The 21,715-nt window shown below is 72.1% G+C and carries 17 protein-coding genes; 5 read left to right on the forward strand and 12 right to left on the reverse strand.

What is annotated here, in order from left to right; genetic code table 11:
• Positions 1 to 2 precede the first annotated feature (2 nt).
• From ACZ60E_RS19150 to rpe, 9 genes are all read right to left on the reverse strand, one after another.
• Entirely contained in the window at positions 3 to 791 is a 789-nt protein-coding gene (locus ACZ60E_RS19150) for a carbon-nitrogen hydrolase family protein (RefSeq protein ID WP_469441868.1), read from the reverse strand.
• A gap of 243 nt (positions 792 to 1,034) precedes the next feature.
• Entirely contained in the window at positions 1,035 to 2,234 is a 1,200-nt protein-coding gene (locus ACZ60E_RS19155; RefSeq protein ID WP_469441871.1) for an MFS transporter, read from the reverse strand.
• A gap of 232 nt (positions 2,235 to 2,466) precedes the next feature.
• Positions 2,467 to 2,919 carry an Lrp/AsnC family transcriptional regulator gene (locus tag ACZ60E_RS19160; RefSeq protein WP_384810101.1) on the reverse strand — a complete coding sequence of 151 codons (453 nt, stop codon included), beginning with the start codon at positions 2,917 to 2,919 and terminating at the stop codon, positions 2,467 to 2,469.
• 10 nt (positions 2,920 to 2,929) lie between these two features.
• Positions 2,930 to 4,393, reverse strand: coding sequence for an amino acid permease (locus ACZ60E_RS19165; RefSeq protein ID WP_453794874.1), 1,464 nt, complete (start codon positions 4,391 to 4,393; stop codon positions 2,930 to 2,932).
• 392 nt (positions 4,394 to 4,785) lie between these two features.
• On the reverse strand, positions 4,786 to 6,228 hold the full coding sequence (locus tag ACZ60E_RS19170; protein ID WP_469442266.1) for a GuaB1 family IMP dehydrogenase-related protein: 1,443 nt from the start codon (positions 6,226 to 6,228) through the stop codon (positions 4,786 to 4,788).
• A gap of 144 nt (positions 6,229 to 6,372) precedes the next feature.
• Entirely contained in the window at positions 6,373 to 6,711 is a 339-nt protein-coding gene (locus ACZ60E_RS19175) for a barstar family protein (RefSeq protein WP_469441874.1), read from the reverse strand.
• On the reverse strand, positions 6,708 to 7,148 hold the full coding sequence (locus tag ACZ60E_RS19180; RefSeq protein ID WP_469441876.1) for a guanyl-specific ribonuclease: 441 nt from the start codon (positions 7,146 to 7,148) through the stop codon (positions 6,708 to 6,710). Before ACZ60E_RS19180 ends, ACZ60E_RS19175 begins: the two co-directional genes overlap by 4 nt.
• A 77-nt stretch (positions 7,149 to 7,225) precedes the next feature.
• Positions 7,226 to 8,269: a sugar-binding transcriptional regulator gene (locus ACZ60E_RS19185; protein ID WP_469441878.1), complete on the reverse strand. Its 1,044-nt coding sequence runs from the start codon at positions 8,267 to 8,269 to the stop codon at positions 7,226 to 7,228.
• A 78-nt stretch (positions 8,270 to 8,347) separates the two neighbouring features.
• Positions 8,348 to 9,034, reverse strand: coding sequence for a ribulose-phosphate 3-epimerase (gene rpe, locus ACZ60E_RS19190; RefSeq protein WP_055618141.1), 687 nt, complete (start codon positions 9,032 to 9,034; stop codon positions 8,348 to 8,350).
• 344 nt (positions 9,035 to 9,378) lie between these two features.
• On the opposite strand from rpe, the gene ACZ60E_RS19195 reads away from it, so the two are divergent.
• Positions 9,379 to 11,475, forward strand: a complete 2,097-nt coding sequence (locus tag ACZ60E_RS19195) for an MMPL family transporter (protein ID WP_469442268.1) — start codon at positions 9,379 to 9,381, stop codon at positions 11,473 to 11,475.
• A 42-nt stretch (positions 11,476 to 11,517) separates the two neighbouring features.
• On the opposite strand, the gene ACZ60E_RS19200 is transcribed toward ACZ60E_RS19195, so the two are convergent.
• Together ACZ60E_RS19200 and fmt are read right to left on the reverse strand one after the other, a co-directional pair.
• Positions 11,518 to 12,942 carry an RsmB/NOP family class I SAM-dependent RNA methyltransferase gene (locus ACZ60E_RS19200; RefSeq protein WP_384810111.1) on the reverse strand — a complete coding sequence of 475 codons (1,425 nt, stop codon included), beginning with the start codon at positions 12,940 to 12,942 and terminating at the stop codon, positions 11,518 to 11,520.
• 349 nt (positions 12,943 to 13,291) lie between these two features.
• A complete protein-coding gene (fmt, locus tag ACZ60E_RS19205) occupies positions 13,292 to 14,224 on the reverse strand; it encodes a methionyl-tRNA formyltransferase (RefSeq protein WP_469441881.1) in 933 nt (310 codons plus the stop codon).
• Positions 14,225 to 14,514: 290 nt separating this feature from the next.
• Between fmt and ACZ60E_RS19210 the strand changes: the two genes are divergently transcribed.
• Entirely contained in the window at positions 14,515 to 15,072 is a 558-nt protein-coding gene (locus ACZ60E_RS19210; RefSeq protein ID WP_385832679.1) for a hypothetical protein, read from the forward strand.
• Between the two features lie 123 nt (positions 15,073 to 15,195).
• On the opposite strand, the gene ACZ60E_RS19215 is transcribed toward ACZ60E_RS19210, so the two are convergent.
• Positions 15,196 to 17,406 carry a primosomal protein N' gene (locus tag ACZ60E_RS19215; RefSeq protein WP_469441883.1) on the reverse strand — a complete coding sequence of 737 codons (2,211 nt, stop codon included), beginning with the start codon at positions 17,404 to 17,406 and terminating at the stop codon, positions 15,196 to 15,198.
• A 239-nt stretch (positions 17,407 to 17,645) separates the two neighbouring features.
• On the opposite strand from ACZ60E_RS19215, the gene ACZ60E_RS19220 reads away from it, so the two are divergent.
• From ACZ60E_RS19220 to ACZ60E_RS19230, 3 genes are read left to right on the forward strand one after another with little or no spacing between them, the layout of a single operon-like run.
• On the forward strand, positions 17,646 to 18,941 hold the full coding sequence (locus ACZ60E_RS19220; protein ID WP_384810118.1) for a helix-turn-helix domain-containing protein: 1,296 nt from the start codon (positions 17,646 to 17,648) through the stop codon (positions 18,939 to 18,941).
• An 8-nt stretch (positions 18,942 to 18,949) separates the two neighbouring features.
• A complete protein-coding gene (locus ACZ60E_RS19225; RefSeq protein ID WP_469441885.1) occupies positions 18,950 to 19,714 on the forward strand; it encodes a toll/interleukin-1 receptor domain-containing protein in 765 nt (254 codons plus the stop codon).
• Entirely contained in the window at positions 19,711 to 21,702 is a 1,992-nt protein-coding gene (locus tag ACZ60E_RS19230) for an ABC transporter substrate-binding protein (RefSeq protein ID WP_469441888.1), read from the forward strand. Before ACZ60E_RS19225 ends, ACZ60E_RS19230 begins: the two co-directional genes overlap by 4 nt.
• Positions 21,703 to 21,715 lie beyond the last annotated feature (13 nt).

Here is a 21,715-nt window from a genome sequence, read left to right on the forward strand (position 1 = left end):
GTTCAGGCCAGGGACCCGTAGAGACCGGGGCGGCGGTCCTTCAGGTACGGGTTGGCCTCGCGTGAGGTGGCGAGGAACACCGGGTCCACGTCACCGAGGACGAGTTCCTCGGTGCGGCCCGCTCGGGCCCGGGCGCCGCCGTCGGGTCCGGCCAGGGTGGAGAGCCCGACGAACTCGAACTCCCCTTCCGTGCCCGCCCGGTTGACGTACGCGACGTACAGCTGGTTCTCGAAGGCCCGCACGGGTACGACGGACTCGGCGACGAACTGGAACGGATGCATCTGGGCCGTGGGCACCACGAGCAGATCGGTGCCGGCGAGGGCGTGCGCGCGGACGTTCTCCGGGAATTCCACGTCGTAGCAGATCATGAGCCCGACACGGAGACCGTTCAGCTCGGCCTGCACGACCGGCTCGTCGCCCGGGGTGAACCACTCCTGCTCGAAGCAGCCGAAGAGATGGGTCTTGCGGTAGTTCGCGAGGCGTGTGCCGTCGGCGGAGATGAGCTGCGCGGAGTTGAAGACCAGGTCCGAGGCGCGTTCCGGGTAGCCGTAGACGACGGCGAGGCCGTGCCGGCCGGCGATCTCGGCGATCTCGTCCGCGGAGTCCCCGTCGGCGGGCTCGGCGAGCCGGTGCACGTCGGCGCCGATCGCGTAGCCGGTGAGGAACAGCTCCGGGGCGATCAGCAGCCCGGCGCCCGCGGCGGCGGCACGGCCCGCGGCCTCGTCGAGGACCTTGAGGTTCCCGACGACGGATCCGGGGCGGCCGGAGCTCTGGAGCAGGGCGGTGCGCATGCGTGTTCCTCACCGGACGGAAGGGGGGTGTTGGGGGGCCGCGACGGCAGCCAGATAGACGGTACGGGCGGGGGGTTCGGGCGGACAAGGAGCAGCCGTTGCGCGTCGGCGCACGAATCGTTGCGTCCACCGGCACTCACGCGACGATTCGTTGCGCGCGCCGGGCCCGAAAGCTGTCATCGGACGTTTCCGGCGTCATCACCGCCTCCGACCTGCCGGGTGCGAGGGGCGGACGGGCCGGCGTCACGGTCGTGCCGCGGCTTCCGGCGTTCTGGCCGCGCGCCTCCCGGCGGCGACGATCAGCGCCGTGAGGAGGTAGGGCACCGCGGCCAGTGCGAAGGCGGTGGCGTGCGAGGCCGCCGACCCGACCACCGCGTAGGCGCCGAACACGGCGACGGTGGCCAGGTCGGTGCCGACCCCGGCGACGGAGGTCAGAGTGGCCCGGCCGGTTCCCTCGATGCTGTCCTGGAGTCGGACGTCGGCCATGACGCTCGCCAGCTGGAACCCGCAGAACGCGAGCGCGACCAGGCCGATCCCGGCCGGCGTCCGCGCTCCCGCACCCATGGCGAGCGCCAGCGCGGAGCCCGCCAGGATCCCGGCGAACCCGCCCCTGCCCAGCCGCTGTGCCGGTCCGGCCAGCAGCCCGCCGACGGTCGCTCCCGCCCAGATCAGCATCAGCCAGTGCGACACGTCGTTCTCGGCGACCCCCGTGTCCTGGACGAGCAGGGGCGTGTACTCGTCGAGCGCGCCCCACACCGCCGTGACGGCAGGTACGAGCAGGAGGGCGGCGCTTACGGACCGGTCCCCGCGGGCCTCGGCGAACCCGGCCCGCAGCGGCCCGACCCGTCCCTCGCCGGACGTGACCCCGGGGCCCACCGCCCGGTGCTCGGGGAACCGTGTCGCGGCGGCGGCCGTCAGCAGACAGGCCAGCACACTGGCGGCCCCGACCAGCGGATAGCCGCCGTACGCGAAGACCGGTCCGGCCAGGCCCATCGCCGCCATCACACCCACGAGCCCCGCCGCACGGGCCCGGCCCATCACCCGTCCGTAACCGTGGGCGGCACCGAGCCGGTCGAGTTCCTCGTACACCAGCGCCTCCAGCGCGCCGGAGCCGAGCGCCCCCTTGATACCCCAGAGCACGAACCCGAGGGCGAACGCCCAGTACGAGGGCACGAGCACCCAGAGCGTGAATCCGGCGGCGGTGAGCAGCGGCCCGACCCACAGGAGCAGCCGCCGTGAGACGGCGTCGGCCCAGGCGCCGGACGGTATCTCCAGCACGACTCCGGTGACGGACCAGAGGGCGAAGAGCGAGGAGATCTGCCACACGGTGAGCCCGCTGTCGGCGAACAGCAGCGCGTACACCGGATAGAGCAGCACGAAGTCGTCGAGAAACGCGTAGCCGTACAGCACGACGGCCAGCCGCCGCGCGGAGGAGAGTGTCATGGGGCCTTCCCGAAAGAACCACGAAGAGTCCGGACGCCGAAACACGGCATCCGAGGCGGCCCTCGGGAGGCACAACGTCTAACTCAATGTCGCCAGATCACACACAAATGCTAGCCCGCCCGTTCCAAGGGGCGCGGGGAACGGCGCAATCTTTTGCCTTCAAGGGGCGCGGGGAACGGCGCGACCAGCCCCCACCGGACCCCCAGCCGAACAACGCCCCCCAGTGGAAACGTCACGTCGGAGCCCCGGAAGAAAACCTCCGCAACAACGGCGAAAGCACCAGCACGGACTTCGTCCGCTCAACGAATGCCTCCCCCGCGATCCGCTCAAGCACCCGCTCGAAGTGCCGCATGTCGGAGGCGAACACCTGCACCACCGCATCCGCCTCCCCCGTCACGGTGGAAGCGGCCACCACTTCCTGATACCGCTCCAGCCCCCGCTGGATCGTCTCCGGCGAAGTGTTCCGGCGGCAGTAGATCTCGACGAACCCCTCGGTCTCCCACCCGAGCGCCGCCGGGTCGACCCGCACGGTGAACCCGGTGATCGCCCCGGTGGCCCGCAACCGGTCCACCCGCCGCTTCACGGCGGGCGCGGACAGTCCGATCTCCTGCCCGATGTCGGCGTAGGAGCGCCGGGCGTCCTCGGCAAGGGCGTGCACGATACGTTCGTCGAGATCGTTCAGCACTGCGGGTGGATCACTTCTCTGGAGTGGCGAGACGGGAGCGGCGATAGCCGTAACTGAAGTAGAACACGAGCCCGACAGCCATCCAGACCCCGAAGACCACCCAGGTCACGGTGTCGAGGCTGCCCATCATCCACACGCAGAAGCCGAAGCCCAGCGCGGGCATGAACGGCGACAGCGGCACCCGGAACGTGCGGGGCATCCCGGGCTGCGTACGCCGCAGGACCACGACGGCCACGTTCACCAGCGCGAAGGCGAAGAGCGTGCCGATGCTGGTCGCGTCGGCGAGCTGTCCGAGCGGGATCGCGGCGGCGAGGACACCGCAGAACGAGGACACGATGACGGTGTTGACGCGCGGGGTCCCGCTCTTCGCGTGGACGCGGGAGAAGACCTTGGGCACGAGTCCGTCGCGGGACATGGCGAAGAGGATGCGGGTCTGCCCGTAGAGCACGGTCAGGACGACACTCGCGATGGCGATGACCGCGCCGGCCGCGAGCAGCGTGCCCCAGACGGCGTCGCCGGTGACGTCCTTCATGATCCCGGCGAGCGCGGCCTCCGAGTCGGTGAACTCCCGCCAGGGCATGGCACCGACGGCGACGGCCGCGACGAGCACGTACAGGGCGGTCACGATGATCAGGGAGAGCATGATCGCGCGCGGCAGGTCGCGCTGGGCGTTCCTGGCCTCCTCACCCGCGGTGGAGGCGGCGTCGAAGCCGATGTAGGAGAAGAAGAGGGTCGCTCCGGCGGCGCTGACGCCGGCCATGCCGAGCGGCATGAAGTTCTCGTAGTTGCCGGAGCGGAAGCCCTGCACCCCGATGACGCAGAACAGCAGCAGCGCGGCGATCTTCACGACGACCATGACGGTGTTGGCGCGCGCGGACTCGCGGGCACCGCCCAGCAGGAACGCCATGGCGAGCAGCACGACGATCAGCGCGGGCAGGTTGAAGATCCCGCCGTCGCCGGGCGGCGCGGAGAGCGCGTCCGGGATGGTGACGCCGATCGTGCCGTCGAGCAGCTCGTTCAGGTACTCGCCCCAGCCGACGGCCACGGCCGCGACGGAGACGCCGTACTCCAGGACGAGACACCAGCCGCAGATCCAGGCGATCAGCTCGCCCATGGTGGCGTACGTGTACGAGTACGAGGATCCGGCGACCGGGATGGTGCCCGCGAGTTCGGCGTACGAGAGGGCGGAGAAGAGCGCGGTGAGTCCGGCGATCACGAAGGAGACGGTGACGGCCGGGCCCGCCTTCGGAACGGCCTCGCCGAGCACCACGAAGATGCCGGTGCCGAGTGTGGCGCCGATGCTGATCATCGTCAGCTGCCACAGTCCGAGGGAGCGCCGCAGGCTGCCGCCCTCGCCCTGGCCGCCCTCGGCGACCAGGGTCTCCACGGGCTTGCGGCGCATCAGGCCTCGTCCGCCGGGCTCGGCGGACGGGGGACGACTGCGGGACTGCGGTGGTGCGCCGTGGTCGTGCACGCGGGTGGCTCCTTCATCGCTGCCGGTCGAGGCGGCGAGACCCCACGACAGCCCCGCGGAGGGGACCACCGTGCACGGGGTCCCCGCCACACTTCGCTCAGCGCACGACTCTATGAGCCCGGGCTTCCCACCCGTAATGCAGCAACCATGCGCGTGTCCGCAAGATCGTTGCGCACTTCCCCACGAGACGACCATTCATTGCGCACCGCCCAGAACCACCCACCAGGGGCGCAGGCAACGACGCAACCCGTCGCTCCTGGGGGCGCGGGGAACGGCGCAATCTTTTGCCTTCAGGCGCGCGGGCAACGGCGCAATCTTTTAGGGGCGCGGGGAACTGCGCGACCAGCCACGGTCAACCCGCACGCACCCACCCACCCCCACCGCCGGAGCCGTCAGCTCCAACTGGCATGCAACGGCTGCCCCTCCGCATACCCCGCAGCACTCTGCACGCCCACAACCGCCCGCTCCGCGAACTCCGCAAGAGAGTTCGCACCGGCATACGTACATGAAGACCGCACACCCGCGATGATCGAGTCGACCAGGTCCTCGACCCCCGGCCGGGACGGGTCGAGGAACATCCGCGACGTCGAGATGCCCTCCTCGAACAGCGCCTTGCGCGCCCGGTCGTACGCCGACTCCTCCGACGTACGGTTGCGCACCGCACGCGCGGACGCCATGCCGAACGACTCCTTGTACAGCCGCCCGTTCGCGTCCTGCTGGAGGTCGCCCGGCGACTCGTACGTACCGGCGAACCACGAGCCGACCATCACGTTCGACGCGCCCGCGGCCAGGGCCATGGCGACATCGCGCGGGTGCCGCACTCCGCCGTCGGCCCACACGTGCTTGCCGTGCTTCTTCGCCTCGGCCGCGCACTCCAGGACGGCCGAGAACTGCGGGCGGCCCACGCCGGTCATCATGCGCGTGGTGCACATGGCGCCCGGTCCGACACCGACCTTGATGATGTCCGCGCCGGCCTCGATCAGATCGCGTACGCCCTCGGCGGCGACGATGTTGCCCGCGACGATCGGCACCTGGGGGTCGAGTCCGCGGACGGCCCGCACCGCGGAGAGCATCGACTCCTGGTGGCCGTGCGCGGTGTCCACGACGAGCGTGTCGACGCCTGCGGCGAGCAGCTGCTTGGCCTTGCCCGCGACATCGCCGTTGATGCCGACGGCGGCGGCGATGCGCAGCTTGCCGTTCGCGTCGGTGGCGGGCGTGTAGAGCGTGGCGCGCAGGGCGCCCTTGCGGGTGAGGATGCCGGCGAGGCGGCCGTCCTTGTCCACGGCGGGGGCGTACCGGCGGTTGGCGTGGTCGAGCCTGTCGAACGCCTCGCCCGGCTCGATGTCCGCGTCGAGCAGCAGCAGGTCGCGTGACATGACCTCGGACAGCTGGGTGAAGCGGTCGACGCCGTTCAGGTCGGCGTCGGTGACCACACCGACGGGCCGGCCCTCGCCGTCGACCACGACACCGGCGTTGTGCGCGCGCTTGGGCAGCAGGGACAGCGCGTCGGCGACGGTCTGGTGCGGGGCGAGGATGATCGGGGTGTCCAGCACGAGGTGCCGGCTCTTGACCCAGGAGACGACCTCGGTGACGACCTCGATCGGGATGTCCTGCGGGATGACGACGAGGCCGCCGCGGCGGGCCATGGTCTCGGCCATCCGGCGGCCCGCGATCGCGGTCATGTTGGCGACCACCAGGGGAATGGTGGTGCCGGTGCCGTCCGGCGAAGCCAGGTCGACGCCCTGCCGCGAGCCGACCGCGGAACGGCTCGGCACCATGAAGACGTCGTCGTACGTCAGGTCGTACGCGGGCTGGATGTCGTTGAGGAAACGCACGTGCTGCACATCCCAGTCGATCAGAGGCGGCCCCCGGACAGGACAGCCCGAGGGAGAGCACGTACTTCATTGTCCCATGCGGGGCCGCGTACACGCCCTGGGTCGATCGTCCGAGCTGGTCAGGGGGCTGTTTGTGGGATCGTCCTAGGCGCCGAGGGCCAGCGCGACGGTGAGTGCCGGGGTGCGGTCGGCGGCCTGGGCGAAGACGTCCTCGGCGATCGTCCACTCGTCGGGCCGGGTGCGCGCGTACGTCCGCCAGCCGGTGACGAGGACCAGCAGTCCCCGTTCGCCGACGGCCGCGGGCCACACGGACGGGTCGGCGAGGCTGTCGGCGAGCGCGTCCCAGTTCCGGCCGAACCACTCGGGCAGCTCCAGGGCGCGTACGCAGCGCTCCATGAGGTCCGCCTTGTCCGCGACCCCGTCGAGGTCCAGGGTGACCACGTGGCGGCCCGGCAGGTCGCGTCCCGGCTCGTCGTGCGTCATCTCAGCACCGCCCTGAACGAGTTGTAGTGATCATCGGTGTAGTAGACCTCGCCGTCCCGCCCGGTGACAATGCGCCGGGCCCCGCGATCCCGCTCGCCCGGCGTCCGTACCGTGAACTCGTGGTAGTGGCCGCGCTCGTGGCGCGGCAGCTCACGCTCGAAGTTCCCGAAGACGGAGCCGTCCTTGGCGTACGGGTAGGGGCCGCCCGCGTCGATGAGGGCGAGCGTGCGGCGGGCCTCGGCGGGCAGCTCGGCCTCCCGGACCGTGTCCATGCCGTCGGCCCACGCGGGGGCCGAGGCCGTCGCGGTGTCCGTCCCCCCGGCCGTCCTGCCGGCCGCGTTCCCGGCCGGGTCCGTGGACGAGCAGCCGACGAGCAGCAGGGCCATCAGGCACACCAGGAGCCCGGAGAACAGGCGGGGGACGGACCGGAGCAGCATGTCGTCGATGCTGCCACGGCCGTCCCCTCACGGCGCGCTGTCGAACGGCCGGCGGATCACACCGGGGGACTGGTGGCTCAGAGCCCGTCGGGGTCCGCCCGGTCCAGGGCCGGACGCGGTGTCGGACCCGTCGTCATCAGCGCGTCCGCGGCTGCCGTGTCCGTCACCAGGCTGGTGACGAGCCCGGACCGCAGTACCGCGTCGATGGCGCCCGACTTGCACTGTCCCCCGGCGATCGCGACGACCTCGGGGATCCGCCGCAGCCGGTCGGCCTCGACGGTGATGCACCGCTCCCCCAGGTCGCGCCCGACCCGGCGGCCCTCGACGTCGAAGAGGTGCGCGGACATCTCGGCCTCGACCCCGAGGGACGCGTAGTGCGCGCGCTCCTCCTCGGTGAGCATGTCGTGCACCGTCGAGATCCCGGCCTCCCAGGATCCGATGGACACACAGGCCACGGTGACCTTGTCGAAGTACTCGAAGGCCCGGGCGATCCCCGTCTGGCTGCGGAGCGCGGCCGCGGTGGCCACGTCCGGCAGGAGCATCGGCGCGTAGATGGGGTGGGCGTCGCCGCCGGAGACCTGGGCGGCCCGGCGGACGGCCTCGACCGAGCCGCGCTCGGCCGTCCCGGCGTCGTAGACACCCGTCAGCTGCACCACCGTGCACGGCGGCAGCCGGTCGAGCGCCGCGGCCATGTGGATGGTGGAACGGCCCCAGGCGAGACCGAGCACATCGCCCTCGGCGACCAGCTCACCGAGCAGGTCGGCGGCCACCTCGCCGAGGTTCTCCGGGTCGGGCGACTCCTCGGCCTCGGCCGGGGACTCCACGACCACGGCATGCCGCAGGCCGTAACGGGCGCGCAGCGCATCGGAGCGCTCCGCGTCCAGCTCCGCGGGGACACGGATCTCGATCCTCACGAGATCCCGTTCGAGGGCGGTCTCCAGGACCCGGGCCACCTTGAAGCGGCTGACGCCGAACTCCTCGGCGATCTGGATCTTGGACTTGCCCTCTAGGTAGAAGCGGCGGGCCATGGCCGCCGCCTGCACCAGCTCAGCGGGTCCCATCCGCATGGCTGACCGGCCCGCCGACATACCCGACACGGCGATCTCCTCACTGCTGTTCACACTCTGGATTCGCCGTTCATCCTTGCAGATCCGGCGTACTTGATCAGCCCTGAGGGGCGGCGTTCACGTTCCCTTGGCTCAGTGGCCGCATGCCCATGCTGCCTGGGCCGTCGCCTCCTCGGCCTGCGTGCGCAATGCACGTACCGCCTGGGCGGGGTCGGCGGCGCCGTAGACGGCCGAGCCGGCCACGAAGACGTCGGCTCCCGCCTCGGCGCAGCGCTCGATGGTGGAGGCGGAGACCCCGCCGTCGACCTGGAGCCACAGTTCGAGACCGTGCTTGTTGATCAACTCGCGGGTACGGCGGATCTTCGGAAGCATGATGTCGAGAAACGCCTGGCCGCCGAAGCCCGGCTCGACGGTCATGATCAGCAGCATGTCCAGCTCGGGCAGCAGATCCTCGTACGGCTCGATGGGCGTCGCGGGCCTCAGCGCCATGGAGGCGCGGGCGCCCTTGGCGCGGATCTCGCGGGCCAGCCGCACGGGTGCGGCGGCGGCCTCGACGTGGAAGGTGACGGAGCCGGCACCCGCTTCTACGTACTGGGGCGCCCACCGATCGGCGTCCTCGATCATCAGATGGCAGTCCAGCGGGGTGTCCGTCGCACGTGCCAGGGACTCTACGACCGGCACGCCGAGCGTGAGGTTGGGGACGAAATGGTTGTCCATCACGTCGACATGCAGCCAGTCGGCCCCTTCCACCGCCTTTGCCTCCTCGGCAAGGCGGGCGAAGTCGGCGGAGAGGATGCTGGGGTTGATCTGCGCGGCCATGCCACAAGCCTGCCATGCCCGGAGCAGGTTGCCTCCCCGGTCCCGGCCCGGACCGGTCGGTATGTACCGACTCGTTCGGTCCGGGGGGCTGCACCGGCCGGACGGCCCATGCCATCCTTGTCGGCCCACCGGCTCCATGAGCGGCTACGGGGATGGCCATGACGGACGCGCAGGGAACGCGGGAACCTCAGGGATCTCGGAGCTCACAGGACTCACAGGTCTCACGGGACTCGCAGAACTCTCAGGGATCTCGGGGAAAGCAGCGGCGGGGTGTCGGCAGGCTGGTGTGCGGCCGGCGGTCCAAGTGGCTCGTGGTGGGACTGTGGCTGGTGCTGCTCGTGGTCATGGCACCCTTCGCGCAGAAGCTCACCGACGCCCAGGACAACGACGCGGCCTCCTGGCTGCCCGGTTCCGCCGAGTCCACCCAAGTCCTGCAGACCTCCGAGGGCTTCAGGCCGGAACAGCTCCCCGCGATCGTCGTGTACGCCCGCGCCGACGGCCTCACCGCACAGGACCGGGTACGGATCGCCCGGGACGTACGGGAGCTGAAGGAACTGCGCGCGCACGGCATCCGCGGCGCGGAGACCCGTGGCCCCGTGTTCGACCGGAGGCCGGCCCCGCGGGCGGCCCAGGTCTCCGTGCCGATCACGATGGACGAGAAGGGCTGGGAGCGCATCGCGCCCGCGGTCGACGCCATCCGGGCGGACGTCGGCGAGAGCGGGGACGGCCTCGCCGTGCACATCACGGGCCCGGGCGGCACGTCCGCCGACTTCTCCGAGGCCTTCGAGGGCATCGACTCCACCCTGCTGTTCTCGGCGATGACCGTCGTCATCGTGATGCTGCTGCTGACCTACCGCAGCCCGACCCTGCTGATCGTGCCGCTGATCGGTGTGGTCGCCGCGCTGTTCACCGCGCAGGCGCTGGTCTACCTGCTCGCGGAACACGCGGGGCTGACCGTCAACGGGCAGAGCGCGGGCATCCTCACGGTGCTCGTCTTCGGCGCGGGGACGGACTACGCCCTGCTCCTGGTGGCCCGTTACCGGGAGGAGCTGCGCCGCCACGAGGACCGCCACGAGGCCATGGCGCTGGCCCTGCACCGGGCGGGCCCGGCCGTCGTCGCGTCCGGCGCCACCGTCGTCCTGAGCATGCTGGTGCTGCTCGCCGCCGAGATGAACTCGACGCGCGGCCTCGGCCCGGTCGCCGCCATCGGCGTCGCCGTGGCACTGTTCGCGATGCTGACGCTCTTCCCGGCCCTGCTGGTCATCTGCGGCCGCTGGATCTTCTGGCCGGTGGTCCCGCACTTCGGCTCCGAGGACCCGACCGAGCGCGGTGTCTGGGCGCGGATGGGAAACCGCTTCTCGCACCGCCCGCGGCTCGTCTGGGCCGTCACGGCGGCCACGCTCGCGCTGCTGTCGCTGGGCCTGATCCAGTTGCGCGCGGAGGGCATCAGCAACGCCGACGCCTTCACCGACAAACCCGACTCGATCGTCGGCCAGGAGGTGTCCGCGCGGTACTTCCCGGCGGGCAGCGGCGATCCGCTCGTCGTCATCAGCGACCGCGAACAGGCCGAGGAGGTCGGGCGGGCGGTCGCGGACACCCGCGGGATCGTACCGGACTCCCTGGGCCTGCCGCCCGGCACGAAACCGGAGTTCGAGGGCAGGGTCCTCTTCGAGGCGACCATGACCGCCCCGGCGGACAGCGAGGCCGCGAAACGGACGGTGGAGCGGGTACGGGACGCCGTGCACGCGGTCCCGGACGCGAACGCCCGGGTGGGCGGCGGTACGGCGGCTCTGCTGGACATGGACAGGGCGACGACCCACGACAACATCCTGATCATCCCGCTGGTGCTGCTCGTGGTGCTGCTGATCCTGTGCGCCCTGCTCCGCGCCCTGATCGCCCCGCTGCTCCTGATCGGCACGGTGGTGCTGTCCTTCGCCGCCGCGCTGGGGATCAGCGCGCTCGCGTTCCGGCACGTCTTCGACTACGCGGGCGAGACGACGGACTTCCCGCTGTTCGTCTTCGTCTTCCTGGTGGCGCTGGGCATCGACTACAACATCTTCCTGACCACCCGCATCCGTGAGGAGGCGGCCCGCCAGGGCACGCGTCCTGGCGTGGTCACGGGCCTCGCCGCGACCGGCGCGGTCATCACGTCGGCGGGACTGGTCCTGGCGGGCACGTTCGCGGCCCTGGGGACGCTGCCGATGGTCGCCTTCGCCGAGATCGGGTTCACGGTCGCCCTCGGCGTCCTGCTCGACACGTTCATCGTGCGCTCGGTCCTGGTGACGTCCCTGTTCCTGGACGTGGGGCCGAAGATCTGGTGGCCGAACCGACTGGCCCACGAGACCGGAGGCGCTCCCGTGGCCGCCCCGCCGACGCCTCCCGCGCCCGCCGCGGAATCCCCGGCCGAACCGGCTTCACGACCGGGCGGCCCGCCGGAGTAGCCCGGACCGGCCCACAGCGGGTGCGGAAGGGATACGGGCAGGTCAGCCGGTCCGCCGGATCAGGGCCAGATACATGGCGTCCGTCCCGTGCACATGCGGCCACAGCTGGACGTCCGGGCCCTCGCCCAGGGCCGGGACGTCCACGAAGAGCGGGCGGGCGTCGATCAGCTCGGCGTCCTTCTCCTTGAGTACGTCGTTGACCACGGCCCGGGTCTCGGCGAGGTGCGGCGAGCAGGTGGCGTACCCGACGACCCCGCCGATCCGCACCGAGTCGAGCGCGGTGCGCAGCAGTCCGCGCTGCAACGGCGCGAACCCGTCCAGGTCGGTGGGCCGCCGCCGCCAGCGCGCCTCGGGCCGCCGCCGCAGGGCGCCGAGCCCGGTGCAGGGCACGTCCATCAGTACGCGGTCGAAGGTCCCCGAGCGCCACGGCGGCCGGGTCCCGTCGGCGGCGATGACCTGGTACGGGCCGGGGTTCCCGGCGAGTGCCTTCGCGACCAGTTTGGCGCGGTGCGGCTGCTTCTCGGAGGCGAGCAGTACGGCCCCGCGCTCGGCGGCGAGCCCGGCGAGCATGGCCGCCTTGCCGCCCGGTCCCGCGCAGCCGTCGAGCCATGCCTTGTCGGGGCCGTCGAGGGGCGCGTTCGCGAGAGCGATCGCCACGAGCTGGCTGCCCTCGTCCTGGACGCCGGCCCGTCCTTCGCGTACGGCGTCGATGGCGCCCGGCTCCCCGCCCTCGGACAGCCGCACCGCGTACGGCGACCAGCGGCCCGGCAGCGCGGTCTCCTCACCGACCTCACCGAGGATCTCCGCGGCGGTGGAACGGCCCGGCCTGGCGACGAGGGTCACCTCGGGCCGTTCGTTGTCGGCCTCCAGCAGGTCCTCGATGCCGGCGCGTCCGCCGCCCAGCGAGTCCCACAGCGCCGAGACGATCCACCGGGGGTGCGAGTGCACGACGGCGAGATGGTCCTCGGCGTCCTCGTCGTAGGGCGGCGCGACCTGCTCGATCCAGGCGTCCAGCTCCTGCCGGGAGATCTTGCGGAGCACGGCGTTGACGAACTTCGCCCGCCCGTCGCCGAGCACGATCCGCGCGAGGTCGACGGTCGCGGACACGGCGGCGTGCGTCGGGATCCGCGTCCCGAGCAATTGATGCGCACCCAGGCTCAGCACGTCCAGGACCGGCGGGTCGACCTCGCGCAGCGGCCGGTCGACGCATGCGGCGATGACGGCGTCGTACGTACCCTGCCTGCGCAGTGTCCCGTACACCAGCTCCGTCGCCAGTGCCGCGTCGCGCCCGTCGAAGTCGCCCTCTTCCCGCGCCTTCCGCAGGAGGGGCGGCAGCACGAGATTCGCATACGCGTCCCTCTCGTCCACCGCCCGCAAAGCATCGAAGGCAAGCATCCGGACCGGGTCCTTCTTGGGACGACGGTAGGGCTTGCCCTGCTGACGGGGCCGACGAGTCTGCTCACTCACGAAAAAGGTGCTCCGGCTCAAGGGAAGAGATACATCCCCAGGTTACGCGCCCCGAAAGGGACGCGGGGAACTGCGCACGCCCCCCTCAGGCGCACGGGGAACCGCACACCTCCACCCCCCCAGGGGCGCGGGGAACTGCGCAACCCCCACCACAGCAGACCCACACACCTCCAGGCCCGGCTCCCCTCCACCCACCCCAGGGGCGCGGGGAACTGCGCGACTCCCACAGCAGCAGACCTGCACACCTCAAGGCCCCGGCCCCCACCCACCCCCAAGGGGCGCGGGGAACTGCGCAACCGCCCCCACCGGACCCGCAGCCGAAAACAGTCCCACCCGCGGAACGGCAGACTCAGCCCCCCACCACCTCGCCGGAGGCGATCCGAACCCCCCGGGCCCAGTCAGCCGCCCGCATCGGCTTCTTCCCCTGCGCCTGCACCCACAACAACTCGACCGCGTACGACCCGGTACCGACGTACACATTGTTCTTCCCGACCACCAACGCCCCCGGCGCAAGATCCGTCCGCTCGGGAACCGGCACGACCTGGATCAGCTTCAACCGCTCCCCGCGGAACACGGTCCACGACCCGGGCGACGGCGTGCACCCCCGTACGACCCGGTCGACCCGGAGCGCCGGCGCGGCCCAGTCGACATGCGCGTCCTCGACGCTGATCTTCGGAGCCAGGGTGATCCCGTCGGCCGGCTGCGGCACGGCCTTGAGCGTGCCGTCCTCGATCCCGTCCATCGTCGCCGCGAGCAGCCCGGACCCGGCGAAGGCGAGCCGCGTCAGCAGATCCCCGCTGGTGTCGGTGGCCCGCACCTCCTCGGTGACGGTCCCGTACACCGGCCCGGAGTCGAGCCCCTCCTCGATGAGGAAGGTGGACGCCCCGGTGATCTCGTCGCCGGCCATGACGGCGTGTTGCACGGGCGCCGCCCCGCGCCAGGCGGGCAGCAGCGAGAAGTGCAGGTTGACCCACCCGTGGGCGGGGATGTCGAGCGCAACCCGCGGCAGCAGCGCGCCGTACGCCACGACGGGGCAGCAGTCCGGGGCGATCTCCCTCAGCCGCGCGAGGAAGTCCTCGTCCCGCGGCCGGACGGGCTTGAGCACCTCGATCCCGGCCTCCTCGGCGCGCTGGGCGACGGGGCTCGCGACGAGCCTGCGCCCCCGTCCGGCGGGCGCGTCGGGCCGCGTGACGACGGCGGCCACCTCGTGCCGCCCGGAGGCGATCAGGGCGTCCAGAGCGGGAACGGCGACCTCGGGGGTACCGGCGAAGACGAGCTTCATGGGTGGCAGTCGGCCTCTCGGTCGAATTCACAACGGGCAGCGCACCAGTCTATGGGGCGCGGCCCGGCTCCCAGGGGCGCGGGGAACTGCGCGACCGGCTCCCACCGGACCCGCAGCCGGAACTCTCACCCGAAGTACCCCCGAACCGACCGCCGGGGGCGTACGCATATGCCTCCACGCCCCTGGTGCGTGACCACTCACCCCGAAACGCGTTGGTCAAGAAAGAGTTGACCAAAACGGGCCGCACTCGCGGCCCGGTCCTTTTCAACGCCGGTTCGAGAGGCTTGTTCATGGCCGACCACGCAACCCACGACGCCCAGGCTCGGGCCAGCCTGCACTTGCTGGTGCGGGACATCGAGCGGGTCCGCCGGCAGGTGGACGCACTGCGCACGCTGACAGCCCAGCTGGGCAACGTCTACCGCCCGCGCCGCTCCGGCCCCTCCACGGGCTTCGTCGTCTACGGACGCGCTCCCGCTCCGACCGTCCGCCTCGCCCAGGAGCTGCGGGACAGCGTCGAGACCCTGGTCACGGCCGCCGTGGACTTCGACCGCTCACTGGGTTTCTCGTGGGACGCGGTGGGCTCGGCTCTCGGCGTCACCAAACAGGCGGTGCACCGCCGTTACGGCGCCCGCCGGGCGACCGCCCAGGCCGCCGCGGAGGCCGAGCGCGCGACCGAGCCGTCGGGAACCCGCGCGGTCGGCGTCAACACCGGCATCCCCACGGTCCCGGCCGCCCGTTCCATGCCGATGCCGATGCCCATGCCGCTGCCGACCCAGCCGACGGCGGGCAGCCCCACCCTCCGCGAGGAGGCCAGGCCGAACGCGTTCCCCGGCCCGCGCAACGGCTGACGCCCTCACCGGACCGCCCTCGAAGCGGTCCCCTGTCTGCCCCCGAGAACTTCGGGGGCAGACGCGTATCTCCCCCGTCTCCCCCTCTCCGCCATCTCCCCCGTCTCCCCTGGTCCGCGCAGGTCACCCGATGTCGGGCGGATCGATCCGGATCCGCACCGCTTCGCTCCCGCCGCCACCCCGGCCACCCCCACTGCCTCCGTTCCCACCGCTCCCACCGCTCCCTCCACGGGCGCTCCCCCCGCGAGCCATCCGCGCGGCCTGCGCATGCTTCAGCGCGGACGCCAGCGCCGCCCCCTTCCCCGGCGGCACCCGGATCAGCGCCCGCTCCCACAGCTCGCCGGGCGGCGGCGCCCCCGCCCGCCTCGGCCGCCCCGGGTCCGCCGGAGCCACCGGCACGGGTCCCAGCAGTTCGGCCTCGCCGGGCAGTTCGACCGTGGCGAGGAATCCGGCGAGCGCCTCCGCGGTCCCGGACACGGACGCCATCCGCGACACCGGCGGGAACCCCAGCTCGGCCCGCTCGGCCAGTTCACGCACGGCGTGCCCGACCGGGTCCCAGCGCACCAGCGCCTGCACGGGCCGCAGCGTCGGCTCGGCCACGACCACCACGGTCCCGCCGTCCGGCTGCCCCCGTACCAGCGCCGCCGCGTCGATCCACCGCCGCAGCGCCTCCTCGCCGGCCCGCAGGTCAGGGCGTCCGAGCATCGCCCAGCCGTCGAGCAGCAGCGCCGCCGCGTAGCCGCCCTCGGCCACGGGCTCCGCGCCCGGCGTGCTGACGACGAGCGCGGGCGTCCCCGGCACGGTGTCCAGCACCTGTTCGCGTCCGGAGGTCCGCACGGGGACGGCCGGGAACGCGCGCCCCAGTTCCTCGGCGGTCCGCCGCGCCCCCACGACCTGCGCCCGCAGCCGGAACCCCCCGCACTCGGGGCAGTGCCAACTGTTCTCCTCCCGGCCGCACCACCCGCACTGCAGCCCCCCGGCGTCCTGCCCCTCCAGCGGCCCGGCACAGTGCCGGCACCGTGCAGGCGCCCTGCACTGCGCACAGGCCATGCGGGGTACGTAGCCCCGGCGCGGAACCTGTACCAGTACGGGCCCCGTCTTCAGCCCTTCCCGCACGGCCTGCCAGGCGAGGGTGGGCAGCCGCGCGGCCCGCGCCGCCTCGTCGCGCGCGAGGTCCTGGTCGCCGACGGTCCGTACGAGCGGAGCCGCCGCGCGCACCTGCTCCCGCTCGGCGACGAGCGGAGCCGCCCAGCCGCTCTCGACGAGCTGCGCGGCCTCGACGGTGCAGCTCCAACTCCCCAGCAGAAAGGCGCACTTGTCATGGGCGGCCCGCAGCAGCAGGACCTCGCGGGCATGCGGCTGCGGGGCGTGCGGTTCGCTGTGGCTGCCGTCCCCGTCGTCCCAGACGACCACGAGCCCCAGATCACGCACGGGCGCGAACATCGCGGCCCTGGTCCCCACCACGGCCCGTACGGACCCACGCCGCACGGCCAGCCACTGCCGGTACCGCTTCTCGGGGCCGGCCTCGGCGGTCAGCACGGCGTGCCGCCCCTCCCCCAGCACCGAGGTGAGGGCCGCGTCCACCCGGCTGACGGCCCGCCCGTCGGGCACGACGACGAGTGCGCCGCGCCCGGAGGCGAGCGTCGCCGCGACGGCCCGCGCCAGCTCCTCGGCCCAGCCGGGCCCCGGCAGCGCGTTCCACACGGCCCGGGGTGCCCCCCCGCCCGCGAGCGACTCGATGAAGGCGGGCCCGCGCGGATACCTGGCCCAGGACCCCACCGCAGGCGCCTCGGGCACGGGCAGCGGCTCGGGGGACGGCTTCCCCTCGGCGCGGGCGTTGCGCGGCGGGACGGCCAGTTGCAGTACGTCGGCCAGGCTTCCCGCGTACCGGTCGGCGACGGCGCGCGCGAGGCCGAGCAACTCCTCGCTCAACACGATCTCCGGCGACACCACTTGGGCGAGGGCCGCCAGGGGCCCCGAGTAGTCGGACTCGGCCAGCCGCTCGACGAGGAACCCGTCGATCAGCCCGCCGCCCTCGCGCCGCCCCTCCCGCACCCGGTGCCGCCCGGCCCCGAACCGCACCCGCACCCGCACCCCGGGCTGGGCGTCGGCGTCCAGCTCCTCGGGCACGGCGTAGTCGAAGTACCGGTCGAGATGCAGCACGCCCTTGTCGACGAGCACCCGCGCGACGGGCAGCTGCCCGGCGACCGCGGCCCCGCGCCAGGTCCGCGGCTTGGCCCGCGGCGCCTTGCGCACGGCATCCCGGATCAACGCAAGCTGCTCGGGCGGCGCCCCGTCGGCCCCGCCACCCGTCTGCCCGTCGTCGCTGCTCACAGCAGCATTCCTACCAGACCGCACTGACACCCCCACCCGCCCGCCACCACCCCACCCACACACCACGAACACCCCGAAGCACTGCCCGACACGCCTCCCTCGACACACCACCCGAGATCGGCTTCCCTCCGGAGGAGGAAACGGGAAACCCCCTATTCGCCTTGTTCGGCCCAGCCGTCCGGTCGCACGCTGATGCGCGGCACTCAACGGCTGTCGGCCGGTGAGTGACGGAGGTCGAAGTGTCGGAGCAGTCGCACGACTTCGGGCAGGAACTCCGCAGGCGGCGCATGGCCGCCCGGTGGTCACTGGAACAGCTCGGACAACGCGTGCACTACAGCAAGAGCCAGCTCAGCAAGGTGGAACGAGGGCTCAAGCGCCCGACACCGGAGCTGGCGCGACTGTGCGACACCCACCTCAGGGCCGACGGCGCGCTGGCGGAGCTCGTCCCCGTCGTGCGCTCTCGGCCGCCACTGATCCGTCCCGATCACGACGATGAGGTGTGGTTGATGCAACTGGGCAAGGACGGTTCGAGCTCGTTCCGGCCGGTGACCCGGCGCGGTGTCATGGTCGCCGGAGCCGCGTCCGTACTCACCATGGGAGCGGGTGATCCACTGTCGCAGCCCTCGGTCGAGGAGGGGGCCGAGACGGTCGTGGACGCCTCCCGCCTGATGTTCGACCAGTTCCGGCGCCTCGGCCAGGCCTCGGGACCGGCCGGCGTGCTGCCACCGCTCATCGCGCAGACCCACAGCCTGGAGCAGCTGGCGCTGCGCTCCGGCCCCCGTACACGACGGTCCCTCCTGGTCCTCGCCTCGCGGTACGCCGAGTACGCGGGGTGGATGGCGCAGGAGGGCGGCGACGACGCGGCGGCGCTGTGGTGGACCGAGCGGGCGGTGCAGCTGGCGAACGCGGGCCAGGACACCGGTCTGGCCATGTACGCACATGTCCGGGGCTCGTTGATCAGCCTGTACCGGGGAGACGTCGCCCAGGCCGTCCAGCTCGCCACCCGCGCCCTGGAGAGCACCGCACCGCCCCGTGTCCGCGGTCTCGCGGCCCAGCATCTGGCGCAGAGCAAGGCCGTCGAAGGCGACTACGACGCCTGTATGCGCAGTCTGGACCGGGCCCGTGAGCTGCTCGAACGGGACGCGGCGGATCCCGGCCGGCCCGTGCTCGGCGCCTCCCACGTACCCGATGTCGTCTCGATGTTCACGGGCTGGTGCCTGTACGACCTCGGCCGCCCGCGGCAGGCCGCCGAATCGCTCGGCGCCGAGATCCGGCGGATTCCGGAGCACGCCCTGCGAACCCGGGCCAGGTACGGGGTCCGGCGGGCGCTCGCCCACGCCGCGGCGGGCGATGTCGACCAGGCCTGCGAGGTCGCGGCCGACATCCTGCCCTCGGTGCGGCTCATCCGCTCCGCCACCGTCTGCGCGGACCTGCGCCGCCTCTCGCACACGCTCGGGCGGCACGCCCGCCATCCCTCGGTGCGTGCGCTCACACCGGAACTGACCTCCTCACTGGCCTTCCACACCGCTTCCTAGGGGGACGCATGCACGAGATCTTCATCAACTACCGGACCAAGAGCGGCAAGCCCGTGGCATACATGTGCGACGAGAAGCTGTCCGCCCGGTTCGGCCCGGACAGTGTGTTCCTCGCCCGGAAGTCCATCGACCCGGGCGACAACTACACCGAGACCCTGGACCGGGCGGCCCGGCGCAGCCGCGTCCTCCTCGCGGTCATCGACGAGCACTGGCTCGACGCGCCCCAGCAGCATGAGCCTGCGAAGAGGGCGCTGGACGATCCGAAGGACTGGGTGCGACGTGAGATCGAGGAGGCGCTGTCCTCCGGAGCCCTGGTGATCCCCCTGCTCATCGGCCGCCAGGTGGAGCAGCTCGATCCGCACCGCCTGCCCGCTTCGATGGCCGAGCTCGCCGAGTGCCAGTACTCACGCCTCGACCTGCACACCCTGGACGTGGATCTGACGGGGCTCGGCGACCGTCTCGTACGACAGGTGCCCGGACTGGCGGCGCTGGACCGTCACACCGGCCCCACCGCCACCGCCGCCGAGGAGCCCGAGCCGCAGCCGGATCCGACGGTCCGCAACGATCATCAGAGGGGTGGAATCGGCCAGGTCGGCGGCTCCGTCGGCACCTTCGTGAACGACACGCACGGTCCGTTGCACACAGGCCGGGGCGATGTCTACGAAGGCCCACGCATCGAAGGCGACGGGACGAACCACGTCGCCGGGGACAACCGCGGCGGCATCCGTCAACGGTTCGGGCCCAGGGCTCCGCGCGGGGGCGACCAGCAGTGAGCGAGACGATCGGCTCGTACGTCAACGAGGCGCACGGCTCGGTACACAGCGGTACGGGGACCCAGTTCAACCTGTCCGTCCATCTGCAGGCTGCCGCGTCACGGCTGCAGGAGCGGGCGGGCAGGCTGCGCCTCGCCATCGCGAAGAGCGACCGCAATCACCTCGATCAGCGGTTCGTCCCGCCTCCGCGCCTGCAGCGGGCCCGCGAGGAACTGGGCCGCTCCCACACGGTGCTCGTCGACGGCCTCCCGGGAAGCGGCCGGCGCACGGCGGCCCTCATGCTGCTCCACGAGTTGTCCGGGAGCCGGGGCAGCCTCCATGAACTGCCCGACACGGCCGACGACCGCACCGTCTCGCCTCTCGACGCCCAGGACATCAACGACGGCGACCGGCTTCTCCTGGACCTCTCCGAGGCCGACGAGTCGCGTTACGTGGCCGTTCAGCAGGTCCTGTCCGACTTCCGCAGCAGCCTCCTCGGTCACGACGCCCATCTCGCGGTGGTACTGCCGCACCACCTCGGCTACCTCCTCCGGAGCGACCTGCGCCGGTTCACCGTGGAGATCGGCCGCCCGTCCGCGAAGCGGGTGCTGGCCCGTCATCTGCGGTGCGAGGACATCGCGCCGTCGGCGGAGGAGCTGAGTGGTCGGAGCCTCGCCGGTTACCTGGCCCACGCGCCCATGCGGGGCGTGGCGGAGCTGGCGGACCGCATCAAGCACGGCCGGAACACCGCGGGCGCCGAACGCGGCTTCCCCGTCTGGCTCTCGGCGTCCCTGTCCCGTCAGCAGGACCAGAGCGCGCGGGTCGCCGCGGACACCTCCACGGAGCACGGTGGCCGGCGAAGGGCGCTCATGCTGTCCCTCGCGATGTTCCACGGCACCACTCCGGGGGCCGTGCTCCAGGCCACGAACACCCTGCTGGACGTCCTCAGCCATCCACCGGACCCCGCTCCCCGGCTCGACCGCGCCGATCTCCACGCGGAGTTCGAGGGGATCGGCGCCGAGACCCGTCCTGACGGCCGAGTGTGGTTCCGGCGCACCGGCTACGACAGCGCTGTACGGGAGCACTTCTGGACCTTCCTGCCGGACATCCGCCGGCAGTTGCGCGACTGGTTCAGGACCTGTCTGGCCGAACCCGCCCTCACCCAGCCCGACCGGTCGCAGGCTGTGGAGAGGTTCGCCGAACAGAGTCTGCGTACCGGACGCCCGGAGGATCTGGGCTGGCTCGCACAGCAGTGGACGCAGCGCGGCGCCCGGGCTCATCTCGTGGCCGACGCGGCACAAGTACTGGCTCTCGGACTGGAGGACGACCGCCACGGGCGCTCGTTCCGGCAGCAGATCTACGAATGGTCGAAGAGCGCGGAGACGAGCGCGGGTCTGCGCGAGGTGCTGATCGTCGTGTGCTCCGAGGCCATGGCCCGCTCGCACCCCGATCAGGCGCTCGTCAGGCTTCACCATCTGGCCCGCAGAACCCAGGGTCCGACCGGGGTGCGCGCCCGGGAGGCGCTGACACGGCTGGCGCGGAGCGACGACCGGCTCCACCGCCGCATGCTGGACCGTCTGGGTGCGGGGATCACTCAGAAACAGTGGGCAGCGGACATCGATCTGTTCCTGGCCCTCGCCGACCCCGTACGACTCGTCGAATCCCGCACGGTGCGGGAGTCGCTCACCGTCTGCTGGAGCGCGGCGCTGCGGCGGCCCGTCGATTCCTGGTCCCCGGCTGTCCGCCGGTGGCTCGACGCGTGCGCCGATCACCGGCGCAGCGAGTGCGTACTGAAAGTTCTCGTCGCGGCCTGCACGGCCGACAGCCGCGTGTCCGGTCAGCTCTACCGCGTCGCTCTCGACTGGCAGCGCGCCGACCCACGCCAGGCCGAGGTGCGCGAGGACGTCGTCGGCTGCCTGCTGCGGAAGATCAATGCCGCTCAGGGCATCGAGCCCTACCCACACCCCTACGAGTACACCGTCCGGCATCGAGATCGGGGGACATCGTGAGTCATCGGGAGAC

The organism is Streptomyces sp. NPDC102514, from assembly GCF_055584525.1.

Coding starts and splice junctions, on each gene's coding strand:
- ACZ60E_RS19150 (WP_469441868.1), bottom strand. CDS start 791: ATGCGCACCGCCCTGCTCCAGAGCTCCGGCCGCCCCGGATCCGTCGTC.
- ACZ60E_RS19155 (WP_469441871.1), bottom strand. CDS start 2,234: ATGACACTCTCCTCCGCGCGGCGGCTGGCCGTCGTGCTGTACGGCTAC.
- ACZ60E_RS19175 (WP_469441874.1), bottom strand. CDS start 6,711: ATGACGCACGACGAGCCGGGACGCGACCTGCCGGGCCGCCACGTGGTC.
- ACZ60E_RS19180 (WP_469441876.1), bottom strand. CDS start 7,148: ATGCTGCTCCGGTCCGTCCCCCGCCTGTTCTCCGGGCTCCTGGTGTGC.
- rpe (WP_055618141.1), bottom strand. CDS start 9,034: ATGGCCGCGCAGATCAACCCCAGCATCCTCTCCGCCGACTTCGCCCGC.
- ACZ60E_RS19195 (WP_469442268.1), top strand. CDS start 9,379: ATGGCACCCTTCGCGCAGAAGCTCACCGACGCCCAGGACAACGACGCG.
- fmt (WP_469441881.1), bottom strand. CDS start 14,224: ATGAAGCTCGTCTTCGCCGGTACCCCCGAGGTCGCCGTTCCCGCTCTG.
- ACZ60E_RS19210 (WP_385832679.1), top strand. CDS start 14,515: ATGGCCGACCACGCAACCCACGACGCCCAGGCTCGGGCCAGCCTGCAC.
- ACZ60E_RS19225 (WP_469441885.1), top strand. CDS start 18,950: ATGCACGAGATCTTCATCAACTACCGGACCAAGAGCGGCAAGCCCGTG.